11 protein-coding genes are annotated in these 16,489 nt (G+C 40.7%); 5 read left to right on the forward strand and 6 right to left on the reverse strand.

Features of this window, described 5'->3' with window-relative positions; genetic code table 11:
- Positions 1-68: 68 nt before the first annotated feature.
- The 3 genes from AK825_RS07075 to AK825_RS07085 all read right to left on the reverse strand — a co-directional run bounded on the left by AK825_RS07075 (position 69) and on the right by AK825_RS07085 (position 5,280).
- Positions 69-2,198, reverse strand: a complete 2,130-nt coding sequence (locus AK825_RS07075; RefSeq protein ID WP_068035783.1) for an acetate--CoA ligase family protein — start codon at positions 2,196-2,198, stop codon at positions 69-71.
- Positions 2,199-2,539: 341 nt separating this feature from the next.
- Positions 2,540-4,030: a CoA-acylating methylmalonate-semialdehyde dehydrogenase gene (locus AK825_RS07080; RefSeq protein ID WP_068035785.1), complete on the reverse strand. Its 1,491-nt coding sequence runs from the start codon at positions 4,028-4,030 to the stop codon at positions 2,540-2,542.
- Positions 4,031-4,089: 59 nt separating this feature from the next.
- Complete coding sequence (locus AK825_RS07085; RefSeq protein ID WP_068035786.1) at positions 4,090-5,280, reverse strand: iron-containing alcohol dehydrogenase; 1,191 nt, start codon at positions 5,278-5,280, stop codon at positions 4,090-4,092.
- A gap of 240 nt (positions 5,281-5,520) precedes the next feature.
- Between AK825_RS07085 and AK825_RS07090 the strand changes: the two genes are divergently transcribed.
- On the forward strand, positions 5,521-6,291 hold the full coding sequence (locus AK825_RS07090) for an IclR family transcriptional regulator (RefSeq protein ID WP_068035787.1): 771 nt from the start codon (positions 5,521-5,523) through the stop codon (positions 6,289-6,291).
- Between the two features lie 357 nt (positions 6,292-6,648).
- Here the strand turns inward: AK825_RS07090 and AK825_RS07095 are convergent, their stop codons facing one another.
- Both AK825_RS07095 and AK825_RS07100 read right to left on the reverse strand, forming a co-directional pair.
- Positions 6,649-7,914 (reverse strand): type II toxin-antitoxin system HipA family toxin, encoded by a 1,266-nt coding sequence (locus AK825_RS07095; protein ID WP_068035788.1) that lies wholly within the window; start codon positions 7,912-7,914, stop codon positions 6,649-6,651.
- A gap of 18 nt (positions 7,915-7,932) precedes the next feature.
- Positions 7,933-8,238 (reverse strand): helix-turn-helix transcriptional regulator, encoded by a 306-nt coding sequence (locus tag AK825_RS07100; protein ID WP_068035789.1) that lies wholly within the window; start codon positions 8,236-8,238, stop codon positions 7,933-7,935.
- Between the two features lie 1,246 nt (positions 8,239-9,484).
- On the opposite strand from AK825_RS07100, the gene AK825_RS07105 reads away from it, so the two are divergent.
- The 4 genes from AK825_RS07105 to AK825_RS07120 all read left to right on the forward strand — a co-directional run bounded on the left by AK825_RS07105 (position 9,485) and on the right by AK825_RS07120 (position 14,588).
- Positions 9,485-10,411, forward strand: a complete 927-nt coding sequence (locus tag AK825_RS07105; RefSeq protein WP_227514150.1) for an NAD(P)-dependent oxidoreductase — start codon at positions 9,485-9,487, stop codon at positions 10,409-10,411.
- A 3-nt stretch (positions 10,412-10,414) separates the two neighbouring features.
- The gene (locus AK825_RS07110) at positions 10,415-11,953 is read left to right on the forward strand and encodes an aldehyde dehydrogenase family protein (protein WP_082787196.1); all 1,539 of its coding nucleotides are present in this window, start codon (positions 10,415-10,417) and stop codon (positions 11,951-11,953) included.
- A 108-nt stretch (positions 11,954-12,061) separates the two neighbouring features.
- Positions 12,062-13,225, forward strand: a complete 1,164-nt coding sequence (locus tag AK825_RS07115; RefSeq protein WP_068035792.1) for a M20 aminoacylase family protein — start codon at positions 12,062-12,064, stop codon at positions 13,223-13,225.
- 49 nt (positions 13,226-13,274) lie between these two features.
- Positions 13,275-14,588, forward strand: a complete 1,314-nt coding sequence (locus AK825_RS07120) for a DUF3100 domain-containing protein (protein ID WP_068035793.1) — start codon at positions 13,275-13,277, stop codon at positions 14,586-14,588.
- Positions 14,589-14,883: 295 nt separating this feature from the next.
- Here AK825_RS07120 and AK825_RS07125 read toward each other — a convergent pair whose 3' ends face one another.
- Positions 14,884-15,519, reverse strand: a complete 636-nt coding sequence (locus AK825_RS07125; RefSeq protein ID WP_227514151.1) for a LysR substrate-binding domain-containing protein — start codon at positions 15,517-15,519, stop codon at positions 14,884-14,886.
- Between the last annotated feature and the right edge of the window lie 970 nt (positions 15,520-16,489).

Below are 16,489 nucleotides of genomic sequence, written 5' to 3' on the forward strand. Positions count from 1 at the left end.
CCTATGTGTCTTTTACCTTTTATCAGTGAAACGAACTAATTAGCAGGCTATAGACGGTGTACAAATAGTTAGTTCGCTAGCTCAGCATATTTTTTAACAGATGGATTCTCAACATTGATATTTTTTGCTGATGCAAGTACATCTAGGGCAACAACACCTTTAACGCGTACAGATAAAGGGTTTATCTCGAACTCGACAATTTCCTCATAGTTTTCCATCGCAGTCTTACCCATCTGTACAATAGAACCAGTGAGTGCTTCTAAATCTAGTGGTGTACTACCTCTAAAACCTTGTACACTTTTCCAAAGCATAGGTATACTTCGAACCATTTGCTCAGCTTTCTTATGGGAGATAGGTGGTACTGCTAAAACAACTTCATTGAACAGTTCGGTATAAATACCTCCTAAGCCAAATATAACTACTGGACCATAGTTTACGTCTGTTCTGTAAGCAAGAATGGTTTCAAAACCATCTGTGACCATCTCTTGAATCAGATAAAACGGAGAGTTAAGGTGCTCCATTTTTGCCCAAGCTTTCTTCAATTTCGCGTCATTTTTAATATTTAATGCAACGCCTCCCACATCGGTTTTATGAGCCAATCCTTGTGCTTTTAGAACGATTGGATACCCAATCTCATTTGCATATTCAATCCCTTCTTGAAGAGACATCACTACTTTCTCTCTTGGAGATAAGAATCCATTTTTTTCTAATAATTCTCGCCCTTCATCATCATGAAGAAGATGTAGCTCTTGAAGAGCTGCAGACTCTTCTACCGGATATATTGGTGTATGATTCGTTTTTTCTAAAAACTCTTTGTACTGAAACATTGCTCGACAAGCAACCAGTGCGTTGCGACTACCTTGTATGACAGGAATGCCAGCCTTTTCTAAGATAGACAGAACTCTAGGATCAAACTCTGTTTGAATATGGCTAAAATATAAAAATGGTTTGTCAGAATTTTCTCTTAATGCAGCAAGATCTTTGGCAGGCGTACTGGTGAAATCAAATTCATGGTCACCTTGGCCAATTGGTGCATCTATTGCTACGGTTACAATCCCAATATTAGTATCGTTTACTAAAGTGGATAGACAAACATTTGATACTTCAGAAAAATCTTTACTACTCTTATCCCAAATATCTAAAGGATTAGATATTTCACCTAATTCAGTAAACTCACTCTTTAGCTTTTGATTGGTAGCATCTGAAAAATCAGGAAAATCAACACTATAGTCTTCAGCTAAATCGAGCAATATTCCTGCTTGTCCTCCTGATACCGTTACTGCAGATACTGTGTTTTGAGTGGGTAGGTATGGATATGATAATAATTGCGCTACTGCTACTGCTTGATCAATATCTTCCACAAAAAGCACACCATGTTCTTCGAGAACAAGTTTCTCAATCACATAGTCTCCAGCTAATGCTCCTGAGTGTGCATTAGCAGCCGCTGCTGATTTTACGGTTCTGCCAACTTTAATCGCAACAACAGGCTTTTTGTTGACGCCACATAAGTCCAATGCTTCTAAAAAACCTTTGTAATTGCGTATCGCTTCTATATATAAAATAATGACAGAGGTGTCAGTATCTTCCGCTAGTAAACTCAAATAATCATGCATTTGAACATCTGCTTCATTACCTGTTGAATAAATCTTGCTGATTCCAAGTTTAGAGGCAATAAAGGCGTCGTTGACTGAACCGCTTTGAGAGATAATAGAAACAGGTCCTTTTTTTATGGGACGCAGCGGTCTATGTAAAGTACCAATGTATGGGGTGAACTGATTATGCATGTTAAAATAACCCATACAATTGGGTCCAACTATTCGCATGCCTGAACTTGAAGCATGTTCAAGAATAGCTTTCTGTATTTTTTGCCCCTCTAAGCCGCTTTCCCCATAGCCACCTCCAGGAATTACCAGAGCTTTAGCATTTATTTGGCTAGCGTTACTAGCGACTTGAATCATTAGTTTCGGATTGACAAGTCCGATCACCACATCAATCGACTCTCCAATATCTAAAAGAGTTGGGTAGCATTTTGTCCCATCAATATCTTCATATCTTGGATTTACCAGATAAACGCTTCCTTTGAATCCCATCTGGCTTAAGTTTTCTAAAAGTACACGTGTTGCAAAGCGATGATTAGCGCCAACTATAGCTACAGTGTGAGCTTCATTAGTTAATATCTGCAGATTGTCCTTTTTCATGCATATACCTCTCTCAATAATTACTTAAAAACAGCTTATTTTTTACTAAAATTATCAGTATCAGAATAGCCTATATTTTCATCGTATACTTAATTATCTGACCAGTCAATATAAAAAAATATTAGCAAGGATTTGTATTCCTACATTATCATTAAACTATCTATAACGTCATAAAATAACAAATATATCAATAGTTTAGGTGATAGGTCTTTTAAATAGTGATCACATCTAAAACTGTTAGCCAAACCTATAAGCAATATCTTAAATAATTACTTGCTCTATATAATAAAGAAGATATTGCTTACATAGGATTAACAATTAATCTTATTTAAATTTGATTGTTAGGTGGGCATAGAAAACTGCTTTTCTTCTCGTAGCACTGCACTAGGCCAACGTTGAGTAATCGTTTTACGTCGAGTAAAAAATCGTACGCCATCTGGTCCATACATAGCTAGGTCACCGAATAATGAACGTTTCCAACCTCCAAAGCTTTGAGATGCTACGGGTACTGGTAACGGAATATTTACGCCAACCATGCCTACTTGAATATTATCAATAAAATGACGAGCAGCTTCACCATCTCGGGTATAAATGCAGGTGCCATTACCATATTCATGATCATTTATAAGCTGTACGGCCTCGCTCATGGTTTGCACACGCATAACTTGTAAGACAGGACCAAAAATTTCTGCTTCATAACTGTGCATCTCTTTAGTGACGCGATCAATTAGAGTAGGGCCAACGAAAAATCCTTTTTCATGACCTTCTGGTGCAGCGTTAGAGCCATCAATGACCAAGTCTGCACCTTGATCAGCCGCACTCTTGATATAATCTAAAATTTTAGATTTATGAGCTTGAGTAATGACAGGGCCAAAGTCGTTACTCTTATCTGAGTGAACGCCAAGTTTTAGCTCTCGTATAGCGGGCTGCAATGCAGCAATCATTTTGTCAGCAGTATCATCTCCTACCGCTACTGCAACAGATAAAGCCATACAACGTTCACCCGATGAGCCAAAAGCTGCGCCTAATAATGAAGTGACTACATTGTCTAAGTCAGCATCTGGCATTACAATCGCATGATTTTTTGCACCACCTAAAGCTTGGCAGCGTTTACCTTGTGCGGCCGCTGTCGTATAGATATATTCAGCAATAGGGGTGGAGCCTACGAAGCTAACAGCTTTGACATCTGGATGATGTAAAATTGCGTCGACTGCTTCTTTACCACCGTTCACCACATTGATGACACCATCAGGTAATCCTGCTTCTTGCAAAAGCTTTGCAATAAAAAGTGTGGCACTGGGGTCACGTTCAGAGGGTTTTAGGATGAAAGTATTACCACAAACAATAGCCATAGGAAACATCCACAATGGCACCATGACAGGAAAGTTAAATGGGGTGATACCAGCGACTACTCCTAATGGATGAAACTCACTCCAAGAATCTATATCGGTACCAACATTGCGACTATGTTCACCTTTTAGCAGTTCTGGTGCTCCACAAGCATATTCGACATTTTCAATGCCACGTTGTAGCTCGCCAGCTGCATCATGAATAATTTTTCCATGCTCCTCGCCGACCAGTCTGCATATTTCATCAGCATTTTGCTCTAACAACTCTTTGAATTTGAACATGACTCGAGCGCGTTTTAATGGTGGCGTTTTGCTCCACGCTGGAAAAGCAGCTTTAGCAGCAGCCACTGCCTCACCGATAGTTTTTTCACCACCCAAAGCTACCTGCTTGCTAACCTCACCAGTAGAGGGATTGTAAATAGGTTGAGTTTCGTTCTCATCATTAACCATATTGCCATTAATAAAATGTCCGATAGTTTGCATGATATTGTTTCCTTTAAACGTTTGAATTATAAGTAGGTTAAAATTAAATGACGACTGTCTCAGTTAGGTGAACCGTCAGCTGCGTTACTGTCATTCCATAGCAAGGTATAAAGCTGAATCATTTCTTCTAGGCTGGGTATTCGAGGATTGTTATTAGGCGAACCTGATGCGAATGCTTGTTCACACATAGTGTTTATTAGCTCATCAAAATCAGCCTTTTGAACACCAAATTGTGCCAATGTAGGGACTTGAAGCTCATTATTTAGGCTTTTTAGGTAGTCAACCAAACTGACATTAGCTTGATCATCCGTTTCACTATGCTTAGCAATGCCTAATGCACGGGCGCAATCTGCATAACGATCGGGCGCGCTCGATATGCCAAACTCTGTAATAGTTGGTAGCAACATCGCATTTGATAAACCATGAGGCACATGAAAAAAAGCACCAATCGGTCGGCTCATACCATGCACCAAGGCTACTGAGGAGTTGCAAAATGCAATACCTGCTAAGGTAGAACCTAGCATCATTGCCTCACGTGCCGTCTCATCTTTGCCATTATGATAAGCTTTTTGTATGTTTGGCCCGATTAAGCGTAAGGCTGCTAATGCTTGCTGATCGCTATAGGCATTACGTTTAGGACTGATATACGCTTCAATAGCATGAGTCATGGCATCGATACCTGTGTCCGCTGTCGTACGAGGCGGTACGCTTATAGTCAGACTGTAATCAATAATTGCCGCTACGGGCATAAACCCCATACCAACACATAACAGCTTTTCGTTATTAGCTTCATCGGTAATGATTGTAAAGCGTGTGACCTCTGACCCTGTGCCTGCCGTAGTAGGTATGGCAACAATAGGTAAGCCTGCTTCATTCACTTGACGAGGAAACTTATAATCGCGAATCACCCCACCAAATTTTCCTAGAATCGAAATTGCTTTTGCACTATCGATAGGGCTACCGCCTCCTAAGGCAATCAGTCCATCATAGTCTTTCGCTTTTACCTGAGAAACACCCGCCTCGATAGAGCTTTCAGTAGGTTCTGGCACGGTATCTGAGAATACATCAGCAGTAATATTCACATCTTTTAAAATTGCTTGCACATTATCTACATAGCCTAGTTTGACCATCATATCGTCAGTAATGATAAGTGGCTTTTTTATACCTAAGCTATCTAATATTGCTGGTAGATTTTGACAAGCATCACGGCCAATTTCCATTGTTCTTGGTAGAAGAATACTGTGTGACATATTTACTCATCCTTGTATTAATAACTATAAATAGAAGCTAAATAGGTAATAAATTTATAGTACGCACTACTTACGCTATATTAACTATGTCTGATTTGTATTTTACATAACGATAAAAATCTTATCGATATGTAAATGTATCAGAATGTTTTTATAATAACAAGACGCAATGACATAAATATTATCGTTATAATGAATAAATTTATTCGCAGCTACATAGCTAGAGATATAAGGTAAGAGATGAGTAATACGAAAAAAAAGGGTTCAAGCGTTGAGCGCGTTTTACAGATAGTAGAAGTTTTAGCAAGCTCACAAAGACCGATGAGTGTTAGCGATCTAGCAGAAACGCTAGAGGTGCCTATACCAAGTATGTACCGATTATTAGATCAATTGCAGAGCCTTGGGTTTGTTCAATTAGATTTACCAGGGAAAGTAATGTGTGGGAAACGGACGTATAAGCTGGCCATGGACTTATGGCAGAACAGTCATTTTAAGACAGAAAGGTTGGCAATATTGCAGCAGCTTTCGGCGCAAATAGGGGAGACCGTAGGTATTGCAATCTTGCAAGATCTAGATGTGGTTTATGTGGATCGAGTATTGTCCGACTGGCCACTTCAAATATATTTACCAGTGGGAACTCATGTACCGGCTTGGGCAAGTGCCAGTGGCAAATTACTCCTTACACAGCTATCGGACGAAAAATGTGAACGTATTATTGAGAAAATGTCGATACATGCCCTCACTACCAATACTCAAACGAATAAAAAGCAGCTTATGCAAACGATTGCAAAAACACGTGATACTCAAGTTGGAATAGATAATGAAGAATTCATTCCAGGTATGGTAGCGTGCGCTGTAATGGTTCCAAACAATGAACAGCAAGCATTTGCTACCGTGTTTACTCATGGTCCGACAGTTAGAAAAACTTTAGAAGAATTATTAAGCTACGTGCCTCTTATGCGGGAAGCTGCTAATGAGCTATCAATTATTTTCAATCAAGACTATAGATAAAGTTGTTGACGATAGAATAGGGTGATAGGGTAAGAAAAATTATAAGTTACTCTTTATTAAATAAGATGAAATACGTTTCATGTGGCTTTAGCTAACGGGTAGTCTTTTCTTTTCATTATGGCTTGGACTTGAAGGCGTGAAGAGGTTTTAACAAGAAAGTGCGATTTTCTTGAACATTTAACAGCCGTGTAGTGCTGCTACTAGATAGCAAAAAACCCTTGTAGCGCGTGGCATACAAAGGTTTTTGGTATATGTGATGGTGCGCCCACCACGCAACGACTATTTACCTGTAGTTCCTTATTTATATAGGTCTTTTAAATTTACTTAATTATTTTAACAACATATTTAACAACTTTGTTAGACCTGTCCATTTACCATCCTATCAATATTGGCTTTTACATCATGCATAACTTGGTTTGATAATTCTTTCTCAATATCGTAGTTGTTAATAATCTTCAGAAAACCTTTGGCCACAGCTGTTACCTGCTCAATAATAGCAGTTGCTTTATTCTGCTTAATATCAGCAAGTTTGGCAAGTTTAAGTAGGTGCAGTGCAGTAGGATGCCGAGCTTCACCTGCTACATCCATTTGATGATAACCGTTCATACCTGAATTATAGGCGATATCATAAACGGGCGATAACGACCACCTGCCAGTCTCGTCCATCATAAAAGAAAAGTTCTTACTATGATCGTCTTTATTGTTAAAAATGACATTAAATACGGCATGCCTAAAACCCTCTTCTACAGCAGCTTGTGACTGGGTTAGCATACGCACACAGCGTAAATACTGCAAATAATCCAATGATGGAATCCGAAAATCGATATCTAATAAGCCAGCAAGTGTATGAATATGGACGCGCTGATTGCCCATGAGGTCAAAACGCTCAACCCCGAAAGCAGCATATTTTTCATCAATATCAAAATAATGATGCGCTGGCATGTTAAGGCCTGCTTTTTTTGCCATATCAGCATAAAGCGATTCTAATAGACAAACGGTTTTATGCTCCGACTGAGCAGGGAACTTAATAAGCCACGGAATTGCGGATGTATGTTCGCTTGTTAAGTCAGTAGTAATAAACTCAGTTGCTTCATCGTATAGGATAAGTGCTTTTGGTCTTGCGCCTTGTGGTGAGCCACCGATGACGATAAGCTCAGCCAGTATGTCACTATCTTGTCCGGATAAAATGGTTTGATTGGCAGCGGCTAGTTTGGCTAAAGTGAAATCAGTGATGTCGATATCGGCGCCTGATAGGTCTTGTTGTGGCTCAAAACTCAGCGCTCCCATGGCTGAATTACCAATATACGCAAGGCAATCTAAGACATTAACGGGCGTAGCATGAGTCATTGTTTTTCGAAAGAACCTATCCATTAGCAACATTCCCCAACCATCAGGTAAGCTGTCTGACAATAATCCACATAGGTAATGGCTCGACGCATGAGTACCATAATAAGGTGCTGCTCGTAATGGCATCTCAATTGGTGACAGCTCCAGTCCATCAGCCAGCCACGCTGCATCATAGCCAAAGGCAGGGCGTCGTCCGTCCATCGTTAATTTGCCGATAAGACGTTTGGCTCCAAATCCTTGATAGTAAATGTTAACAATTGATATCGGTTGATACATTAAAATGGCTACCTTATGTCAGCTTTTATTTGAGGCACGCAAGCGTGGATTTTGCTTAGCGATAACATCTTCTATGTTGGTAGGTGCCATATTGAACAATTCAGCAAAACTATTGACCATACCAAGGGCTAAAGCGAGCCTGATTATATTATCTAGTGTACCGCCTTGCCCTGATTCAATACGAGCTACGGTGCTGACACCGATTCCAGACCTCTCAGCTAAAGTTGCTTGAGTTAAGTTTAATGACAACCGCTGCGTTTTTAAGCGTTCACCTAAAATCTTGGCAATCTCACTTGGCGTATAAAAATCAAACCTTACATTCATAGTTTAATCAATCATATAAGAGTGTTAGATCAATATCTTAGCATTTAGTGATTCAAATATGAATGCTTATTTTTTATAATGAATAGCTAGAAAAGAATACTTGCTTTAAATAGTGAAAAGTATGAAGCATTAGATCAACCCCAGTATCAATTAAGTCATCTGAGTATTTCTAAAAACAGTAAGAACCCGCTAAGACATACCAGAAAATGCTTAGAGAGTTTTATATATATATAACCAAGCCTAGAAAAACCATAATATTGCTACCTGAGAAGTAAGGATTATGTTGTCAAGACACTTGTTCTTTATGAGTAAAAATTGAGTTTTACACGCTGACCAAAATGATTACCGTAACACTAGCTTCTAGTTCTAAATATGCTGCGCACATTCAATTAAATATTCCTTTACCGCTTGAAGGGTCAATTAATCGTCGTTCAGGACAGATCAAACCCCAATTTTGAAAACATCACCTGAGTAAAATGCTCAACTAGAAAAAGGTTGCTAACGCTATGTATAGTATAGTTTTAGCAACCTTTCTTATTGGTATTAAGATTTAATTTCTGCATACATTTGTTTATTGTATTAATATTCAAAACTACTTGTTAACGAGGTCATTAGCATCTACAAAATTGCGAGTTAGTAAATAGAAACAGTTTTCTTTAGCCACATGATCGCCATAGGAGCTAAGACTTGGGCTAGATGATGAGGTTGGTCTCAGTGATATCGTTATGAGTCACTACTGCTTGTCTAAGCTACATCAACGAGATCTGAAGTTGCAAGAAGATAGTGTGGATTCGCTAAAATCTGGCAATGGCAGTGTTTGTAAGGCTAAAAACAAAAAAGAGGACTGACTATCGAAAATAGTCGTGCGATTGAATGAGTTGTTTGATACTGAGAGCTTGACTGATAGCGACCTTACCAACACACTACTCAAGGTTTGTCATCGCCGGTTAACTGGCTAACTAGAGCAACCGAGCTGAGAACTCTTTGGACCTTGCACTCGGTCTCAGTATTCATTCAGGCAATCTCATGTACGCAAAAACTCCGCCCACCAAGACCGTAAGGACGGCGTTATTAAAGCCAAGTTATCAATCAGTTACAGTAAGCTCATTGGAACTATTTTAGCAACGTCTAACCAATTTTCATAAACAATAAGATGAGGTGATGAGAAATCCATCTCGTTGCTTACGTTGGTGTTGCCTTTTTTAGAACACAAAAGTTTGTTTGTTATGCTTCTTCTTAATAGCTTATTAGTCATAATAAAAGTGATAGAAAGCACCAAAACAAGGAGGTAGGCATGACTACAAAAACTATAGGTATCGTCGGGTTAGGCCGTATGGGTAACGGTATGGCTCAGTCTTTGCTTCGCAAAGGTTTTAAAGTGTTCGGCACGGACATTGGGGAAGCACAAAGCCAAGCTGCCAGGGAAATCGGCGTAAATGTTGTTGCAGATATTAAAACTCTGTGTGCTGAATCTAGTGTCATCATTCTATCTTTGCCAATGGCAAAGCATGTACAAGCAGTTGTTAAAGGCAAAGATGGCATTATTGACTCTGCTCAGCCTAAAACTCTGATTATTGATACTTCTACCTCAGAACCAGAGGTGACGCGGGCACTCTCGATAGAGCTGGATCAGTTAGGCCATCAGTTATTAGACTGTCCTGTCAGTGGCGGTCCGGCGGGTGCTGAAGCTGGTACTATGGTAATGGTTGTTGGAGGTGAACGTAGTTCCCTTGAACGTGCACAGGTGTATCTGGATGCCTTGAGCTCAAAAGTGGTCTACATGGGAAAGTCTGGCAATGGACATGCAGCTAAACTGATCAACAATCTACTATGTGCTGCACATTTAGTAACCACTGCCGAAGCAGTAGCTTTGGGTACCAAGGCAGGACTTGATCCTGAAGACCTTATTGCCGGTTTGAATGCTGGTTCAGGCCGTAGTGCGATCAGTGAAGTTAATTTCCCTCGTTGGATTCTTAATAAAGGTTTTGACTCCGGTTTCACTATGCAGCTGATGCGTAAAGATGTGCGTCTGGCAGAAAATATGATCGGTGAGATGGGATTAGAGTTACCTTTGGCTAAACAGGTAGCCGAAATTTGGTCGCAGAGCGAAGAAAACATACCTGATCAGGATGATTTTAATTGCATTATCAAAAATGCTGGCTTGGGAGAATAAATTATGAGTTTTGAAGTAGAAGGAAATGGTGAGCAACAAGTTGAAATACTGCTTAATGAACTGCTGGGTACTTCAAAGTTTGGCAGCTTGATTGATGGAGAATTGGTTGCAGGTAATGGTGACGATATCGAGCTGATTAACCCAGCAACCGGTCAGGTATTTTTAATCTATCGTGATGCGGGGGAATGTATTGTTTCTGCAGCAGCCGATGCGGCTGTAAAAGCTCAAAAAGTGTGGTGGTCAATGACCGCCAGTGCTAGAGGTCAGTTAATGTGGAAGTGCGGCATGAAAATCCGCAAAGCCGCGGAATCTCTGGCACGTCTAGAATGTATATCTGCAGGTAAGCCTATTCGCGATTGCCGAGTTGAGGTAGCAAAAGTTGCAGATATGTTTGAATACTATGCTGGTTGGTGTGACAAAATTATGGGACAAGTTATTCCCGTACCAACAAGTCACTTAAACTACACTCGTCATGAGCCTTATGGTGTGGTGACTCAAATCACACCCTGGAACGCACCTGTATTTACGGGAGGCTGGCAGATCGCGCCGGCCATCTGTGCAGGAAATGCAGTCTTACTGAAGCCATCTGAATTAACCCCACTAAGCTCAACAGTACTCGCTAAAATTCTTGAGCAAACCGGTATTCCACGTGGTTTGGTGAATGTAATTAATGGGCTGGGGCACACTACAGGCACTGCCGCAATTGCTAATCCGGCAACTAAAAAAGTGGTTTTTGTAGGTTCGCCACAGACCGGTGCTCTCATTGCTTCGGCATCTGCGCAACGTGTAATCCCTTGCGTATTGGAGCTGGGTGGAAAGTCAGCCAATATCATTTTTCCAGATGCTGATCTTGATCGTGCGGTAGTGGGTGCGCAAGCTGCCGTGTTTTCTGCCGCTGGACAGAGCTGTGTATCGGGTGCTCGGTTATTGGTTCATCGGGATGTCTATAAAGAAGTCGTGGAACGTGTTGCCTCGGCAGCCAGTAAGTTGCCCGTGGGTTTGCCATGGGATGAAGGCACGATGGTGGGGCCGATTAATAACCAGAAACAGTTTAATCACGTGCGTTCGTTAGTTACTGATGGTATTGCTGCAGGTGCTGTTGTTGCCGCAGGCGGAAAGCCAGGTGAAATTCGTGGAGGTGAAAATGGTTATTTTTATCAGCCAACCGTTTTGGCCAACGTGAAGAATGATATGCGAGTAGCACAGGAAGAAATTTTTGGACCTGTGGTTTCTGTTATTTCATTCGATGAAGAAGAAGAAGCGGTAGCGATAGCAAACGACAGTCGTTTTGGTTTAGCGGGCGCTGTTTGGACTGCTGATGTAGGTCGTGCTCATCGGATGGCCGCTCAAGTAAATGCAGGAACGTTCTGGGTAAATAGCTATAAAGCAATCAATGTAATGTCGCCGTTTGGTGGCTTTGGTGAGAGCGGCTATGGCCGATCTAGTGGCTACGAAGGTTTACTCGAATATACACAGACTAAAAGTGTATGGATCGAAACAGCAAAAGATTCGGCTATTCAATTTGGTTATTCGATACAATAGTACTTTTGATTAATAGCATTTTAAGGTCGCGAATTAGGCTTTTTTAAATAGATTATTCAAGATGTACTACATCACCGTATTACCCATCTACATCAAAGGAGAAAATAAATGTTAATTAACGAAACTCTACTAAGTGAAGTAAAGCAGTGGCGTAAGCAGATCCATAGTCAACCAGAGCTCGGTTTTAAAGAGTTCAAGACGTCATCATTTATTGTCGACAAGTTAAAGTCCTTTGGTATTGACGTCCATCAAGGTTTGGGTGGTACTGGTGTTGTCGGTACTCTAAAAAACGGCTCAGGCCCTACTATCGGCATACGAGCAGATATCGATGCTTTACCAATAAAAGAGCAAAACGACATTGATTATAAATCCACTCATGAAAACTGCATGCACGCCTGTGGTCATGATGGTCACACTTCAGTTCTGCTTGGTACGGCAAAGCATCTTAGCAAACACAAAGATTTTAGTGGAACGATTTATTTTATATTTCAACCTGCTGAAGAGGTCTTAGGCGGTGCCAAGGCAATGATTGACGATGGGTTGTTTGATAAGTTTCCTATGGACGCCGTCTACGGATTACATAACTGGCCAGGGCTTCCTGTAGGACAAGTTGCCGTTAATGATGGACCTATGATGGCGTCTTTTGATACCTTTGAGATTACTTTGACTGGTAAAGGCACTCATGCAGCCATGCCACATTTAGGGGCTGATCCTATAGCAGCAGGAGCGGCATTGATCACTAATATTCAATCTATTGTCTCTCGTCGAATATCTCCCCTCAAGTCAGGCGTTATTAGCGTAACGCAGATGAATAGTGGTGATACTACCAACGTCATCCCTGATTACGCCATTCTAAAAGGAACCGTTCGTAGCTTTGATATGGACGTACGCCAGTCTATGCAGGATATGCTTACAGAAATGGTTAAAACACTACCGCCTCTATATGGTGTCACAGGCGAGATGGATTACCATATTCGCTATCCAGTAACCACTAATGACACTCAAGCTTATCTTGAAATCAAAGAGGCTGCTACTAAAGTGCTCGGAGCTGATAGTGTAAATACCGATGTAGAACCTTCAATGGCCTCTGAAGACTTCTCTTTTATGAGTCAAGTGGTTAAAGGCGCTTATTTCTGGTTAGGTGTTGATGGTAGTACCCCTTCTAAACCATTACATAATGCATCGTATGATTTTAATGATGATGCTATTGAGACGGGTATTAAAGTATGGGTATCTTTAGTTGAGTCTGAATTACCAAAAAATGCTGCATAAACCAAATAATAAAGAAATGTAGGAATTATAAAATGCAAAAGGAATTGCTATGAATAATACCAGTGTGCTCTCAAGTACAATGACGAAGCACTTATTTGATTGGAAGCTGCATTTACTAGTGATTATTACATCGCTACTTGCAGAATGGATAGGGATCATTAAGATTCCAATTGGTATTGGTACACTAGTCTTACTGCCTTTACTATACGCATTCATATTTACAATATTGTTGAACCCTAACGTTATACCCTCAATGAAAGCCGTAATCTCCAAAGACCGAGCAAAATTTGCAAGCTATGCTGTTCTCTTAAGTATCATGCCTTTTATTGCAAAGTTTGGTGTTGGGGTCGGTCCTAAAGTAGAAGAAATAATAGCCGCAGGTCCCGCCCTTTTACTACAAGAATTGGGCAATGTAATGACTGCTCTTATCGCCTTACCCGTTGCGGTATTGGTATTTGGAATGGGGAGGGAGGCTATTGGTGCCACTCACTCAATTGCTCGTGAACCTAATATTGCGCTAATTGCTGACAAGTATGGACTTCAGAGCGCCGAAGGTATTGGTGTAATGGGTGTCTATGTAATGGGTACCTTGTTTGGCGCAATTTACTTCTCATTAATGGCGGGTATTATTGCTTCTATGGATATCATGGATATTCGTGCGTTGGCAATGGCTTGTGGTATTGGTAGTGGTAGTATGATGGGTGCCTGTTCGGCAGCGCTCGCAGAAACTGTACCTGCTCAAGCGGAAACTATTACTGCGTTTGCAGCGACCTCTAATCTACTAACTTACGCCACAGGGCTATTCGTCAGTTTGTTTGTTGCCCTACCATTCACAGAGTTCTTATATAAAGTTATTAACAAATTTAAGAAAAACAATGATGTTAGTGCTGCACAAACAGATTTTGGTGCAAAGATACCAGAGCAATCTATTTTATCAGTATGGCAGTCTTTATCTCTGTTAGCGGTTATCTGTATCGTTCTATTACTAAGTAATTGGGTAGGACAAGGCATCAATCCAATCGCGGCTCTACCTGCCATGTTAATTCTGTTCGCTTGTTGTATCGTTGGAGTCCTATTAAAGGAAGTTATTCCTGTAAATATCCCCGCTATTGCTTGGATATCAATCGTGGCTATTTTGATATCTTTGCCACAGTTTCCAATGAGCGAGTATGTCTTAGTAGAAACAGAGAAGTTAGGGGTATTACAACTCATTACTCCTGTACTTGCTTATGCAGGGTTTGCAATCTCACAAATGGAGGTGAATCTGTTTAAAAAATCCGGATTCAAAATTGCAGTAGTTGCCTTGCTGACCTTTACTGGTACCTTCTTGGGTTCTGCCATGATAGCCCAAGCCCTGCTGTAAAAGGCGCGAAGTTGTTCAGTTCGACGTTCACAGTTGCGAGCATCGGGTACTTTGGGCAAGGCGTTTGACCTGATCATGGACTCAAGCGCTTTGCGCCACCAAGTACTCTCTAGTCATGAAGTCGCTTTCACAGAGCGCAGTCACCGTCTTCAGTCTGGCATTGACAACATATTCGGTGTCGAGGTCGCTCTGTAGCATCTCCGGCAACGACAAAGACAGGCGTAAATATTGGTGGCGCATCACAGATGTCTCAAAATAGCGCCCAGCAACTCGATGTTGCTGGCGTGCAGCCCGCTTACAAAGCTTTCATCCATAACTTTAGATGTTGTAGTAATTCATACGGGGCTTGAGATAGATGACGACCCAACCGAGTTACGACATGAGCTTCACCGCTTGCCAGTAGCGTATTGTCTATAGGGATTGCTATCAAATGTCCATCTTTCACTTCTTTGGACACTACAAAATACGGTAGAAAGGTAAACCCCATATTTGAGCGGGCAAAATTCTTTAGTACAGCGAATGAGTCAGTGGTTAGAATGGGGTTAAATCGAATCTTTTGTTGAAATTCGGCCATCGCTAGTAACTGACGTACGCCAAAACGACTTTCAGCCAGCCCCACTGGATACTTTAGAAGCTCCTTCAACTGCATCGGTTTATCTCGATCGGCTAAAGGGTGGTCGGGCGAAATAATAATATACATTGGCTGACAACTTACAACCTGTGAGCGGATGCGCGGATGACTGCTGGGATGGAACACTAGCCCGATATGTGCTTCATCTTCCTCAACCTGACGAATCACTTCGTTTGATCCACCAGTACTGATTGAAAGTGTCAGCGCCGGATATAGACGGGCGAATTCAGATAATGGGCCCAACATCAAATCCCCAACGAAACCATCACCCATAGCTAATTTTATATGACCCCGTTGCAATCCCAACAACGCCTGTAATTTGGAAACACAATTCTCTTCAGCGGAGAGTGATTCCCGATAAAACTGTAAGAGAATACTACCAGCTTCTGTCGGCGTTACTCCTTTACGATGCCGTTCAATAAGAATGCATGCTAATTCTTCCTCTAACAGAGATATTTGCCGGCTAATAGCCGAGGGAGCAATATTGAGCTTATCTGCTGCAGCCCGGATCGTACCCATAGTTACAGCCTCATAAAGATAGGATAACCGCTTTCCATTAATCTCTGTCATTGCTTCCTCTTGCTCTGTTCTTGGTTTTATTGAATAAGTGTAACACTTTGACCCAAGGATGGAGTAATGAGGACCAGTGTCGGTATACTATCTAGTCGGCTCTGTAACAGTACTGGTAGTGTATCAAACCCCAATATTAATAAAGCCACCTGACTACTTCTAAAAACAATAAGAATCCGCTAAGACATGGCAGTAGATGCCTAGTGGTTTTATTTATATATATAAAAGAAGTCCATCGCTTTGATTTTGACAACGCTTTTATTAATTGTTCTATAACCTCAAAAATCATGGTATTGCTACCTAAGAAGTAATGATTGCCTTATCAAATTACTTTCTCTTCATGAGTAAGAATTAAATTTTATAATCTGATTTAATCAATGTAAGTACATTCTAAGCTCTGAAGAAATAACTTTAAACTTCACTCTTTCAAAGTTTTTCATTATTTTGCTTATCTAGGACAGATCCTAGCAGTCTACTTTAAGGGGTTTATGAATATAATCAAAGAGTGCAAATTTCTGGTGCCATTGGGCTATCTTTAGAACTACCTTTAATAATATCTGCCACTTAATAATGGCATAAGCCCATGTATATTAAAGATATCGATAGGTTTAAAGTATAAATAAAATGGCTTTTTGAAGTATAAGCATGGATGTATTTTATGGTAGAAACACGGAAAACAGAAACTAGTAAATATAGGTCG

The organism is Psychrobacter sp. P11G5 (genome assembly GCF_001593305.1).
Lineage (GTDB): Bacteria > Pseudomonadota > Gammaproteobacteria > Pseudomonadales > Moraxellaceae > Psychrobacter.

What these genes read in the sequence shown, in the direction of transcription:
- AK825_RS07075 (WP_068035783.1), bottom strand. Translation starts at nt 2,198, where the DNA reads ATGAAAAAGGACAATCTGCAGATATTAACTAATGAAGCTCACACTGTA.
- AK825_RS07080 (WP_068035785.1), bottom strand. Translation starts at nt 4,030, where the DNA reads ATGCAAACTATCGGACATTTTATTAATGGCAATATGGTTAATGATGAG.
- AK825_RS07085 (WP_068035786.1), bottom strand. Translation starts at nt 5,280, where the DNA reads ATGTCACACAGTATTCTTCTACCAAGAACAATGGAAATTGGCCGTGAT.
- AK825_RS07090 (WP_068035787.1), top strand. Translation starts at nt 5,521, where the DNA reads ATGAGTAATACGAAAAAAAAGGGTTCAAGCGTTGAGCGCGTTTTACAG.
- AK825_RS07095 (WP_068035788.1), bottom strand. Translation starts at nt 7,914, where the DNA reads ATGTATCAACCGATATCAATTGTTAACATTTACTATCAAGGATTTGGA.
- AK825_RS07100 (WP_068035789.1), bottom strand. Translation starts at nt 8,238, where the DNA reads ATGAATGTAAGGTTTGATTTTTATACGCCAAGTGAGATTGCCAAGATT.
- AK825_RS07110 (WP_082787196.1), top strand. Translation starts at nt 10,415, where the DNA reads ATGAGTTTTGAAGTAGAAGGAAATGGTGAGCAACAAGTTGAAATACTG.
- AK825_RS07115 (WP_068035792.1), top strand. Translation starts at nt 12,062, where the DNA reads ATGTTAATTAACGAAACTCTACTAAGTGAAGTAAAGCAGTGGCGTAAG.
- AK825_RS07120 (WP_068035793.1), top strand. Translation starts at nt 13,275, where the DNA reads ATGAATAATACCAGTGTGCTCTCAAGTACAATGACGAAGCACTTATTT.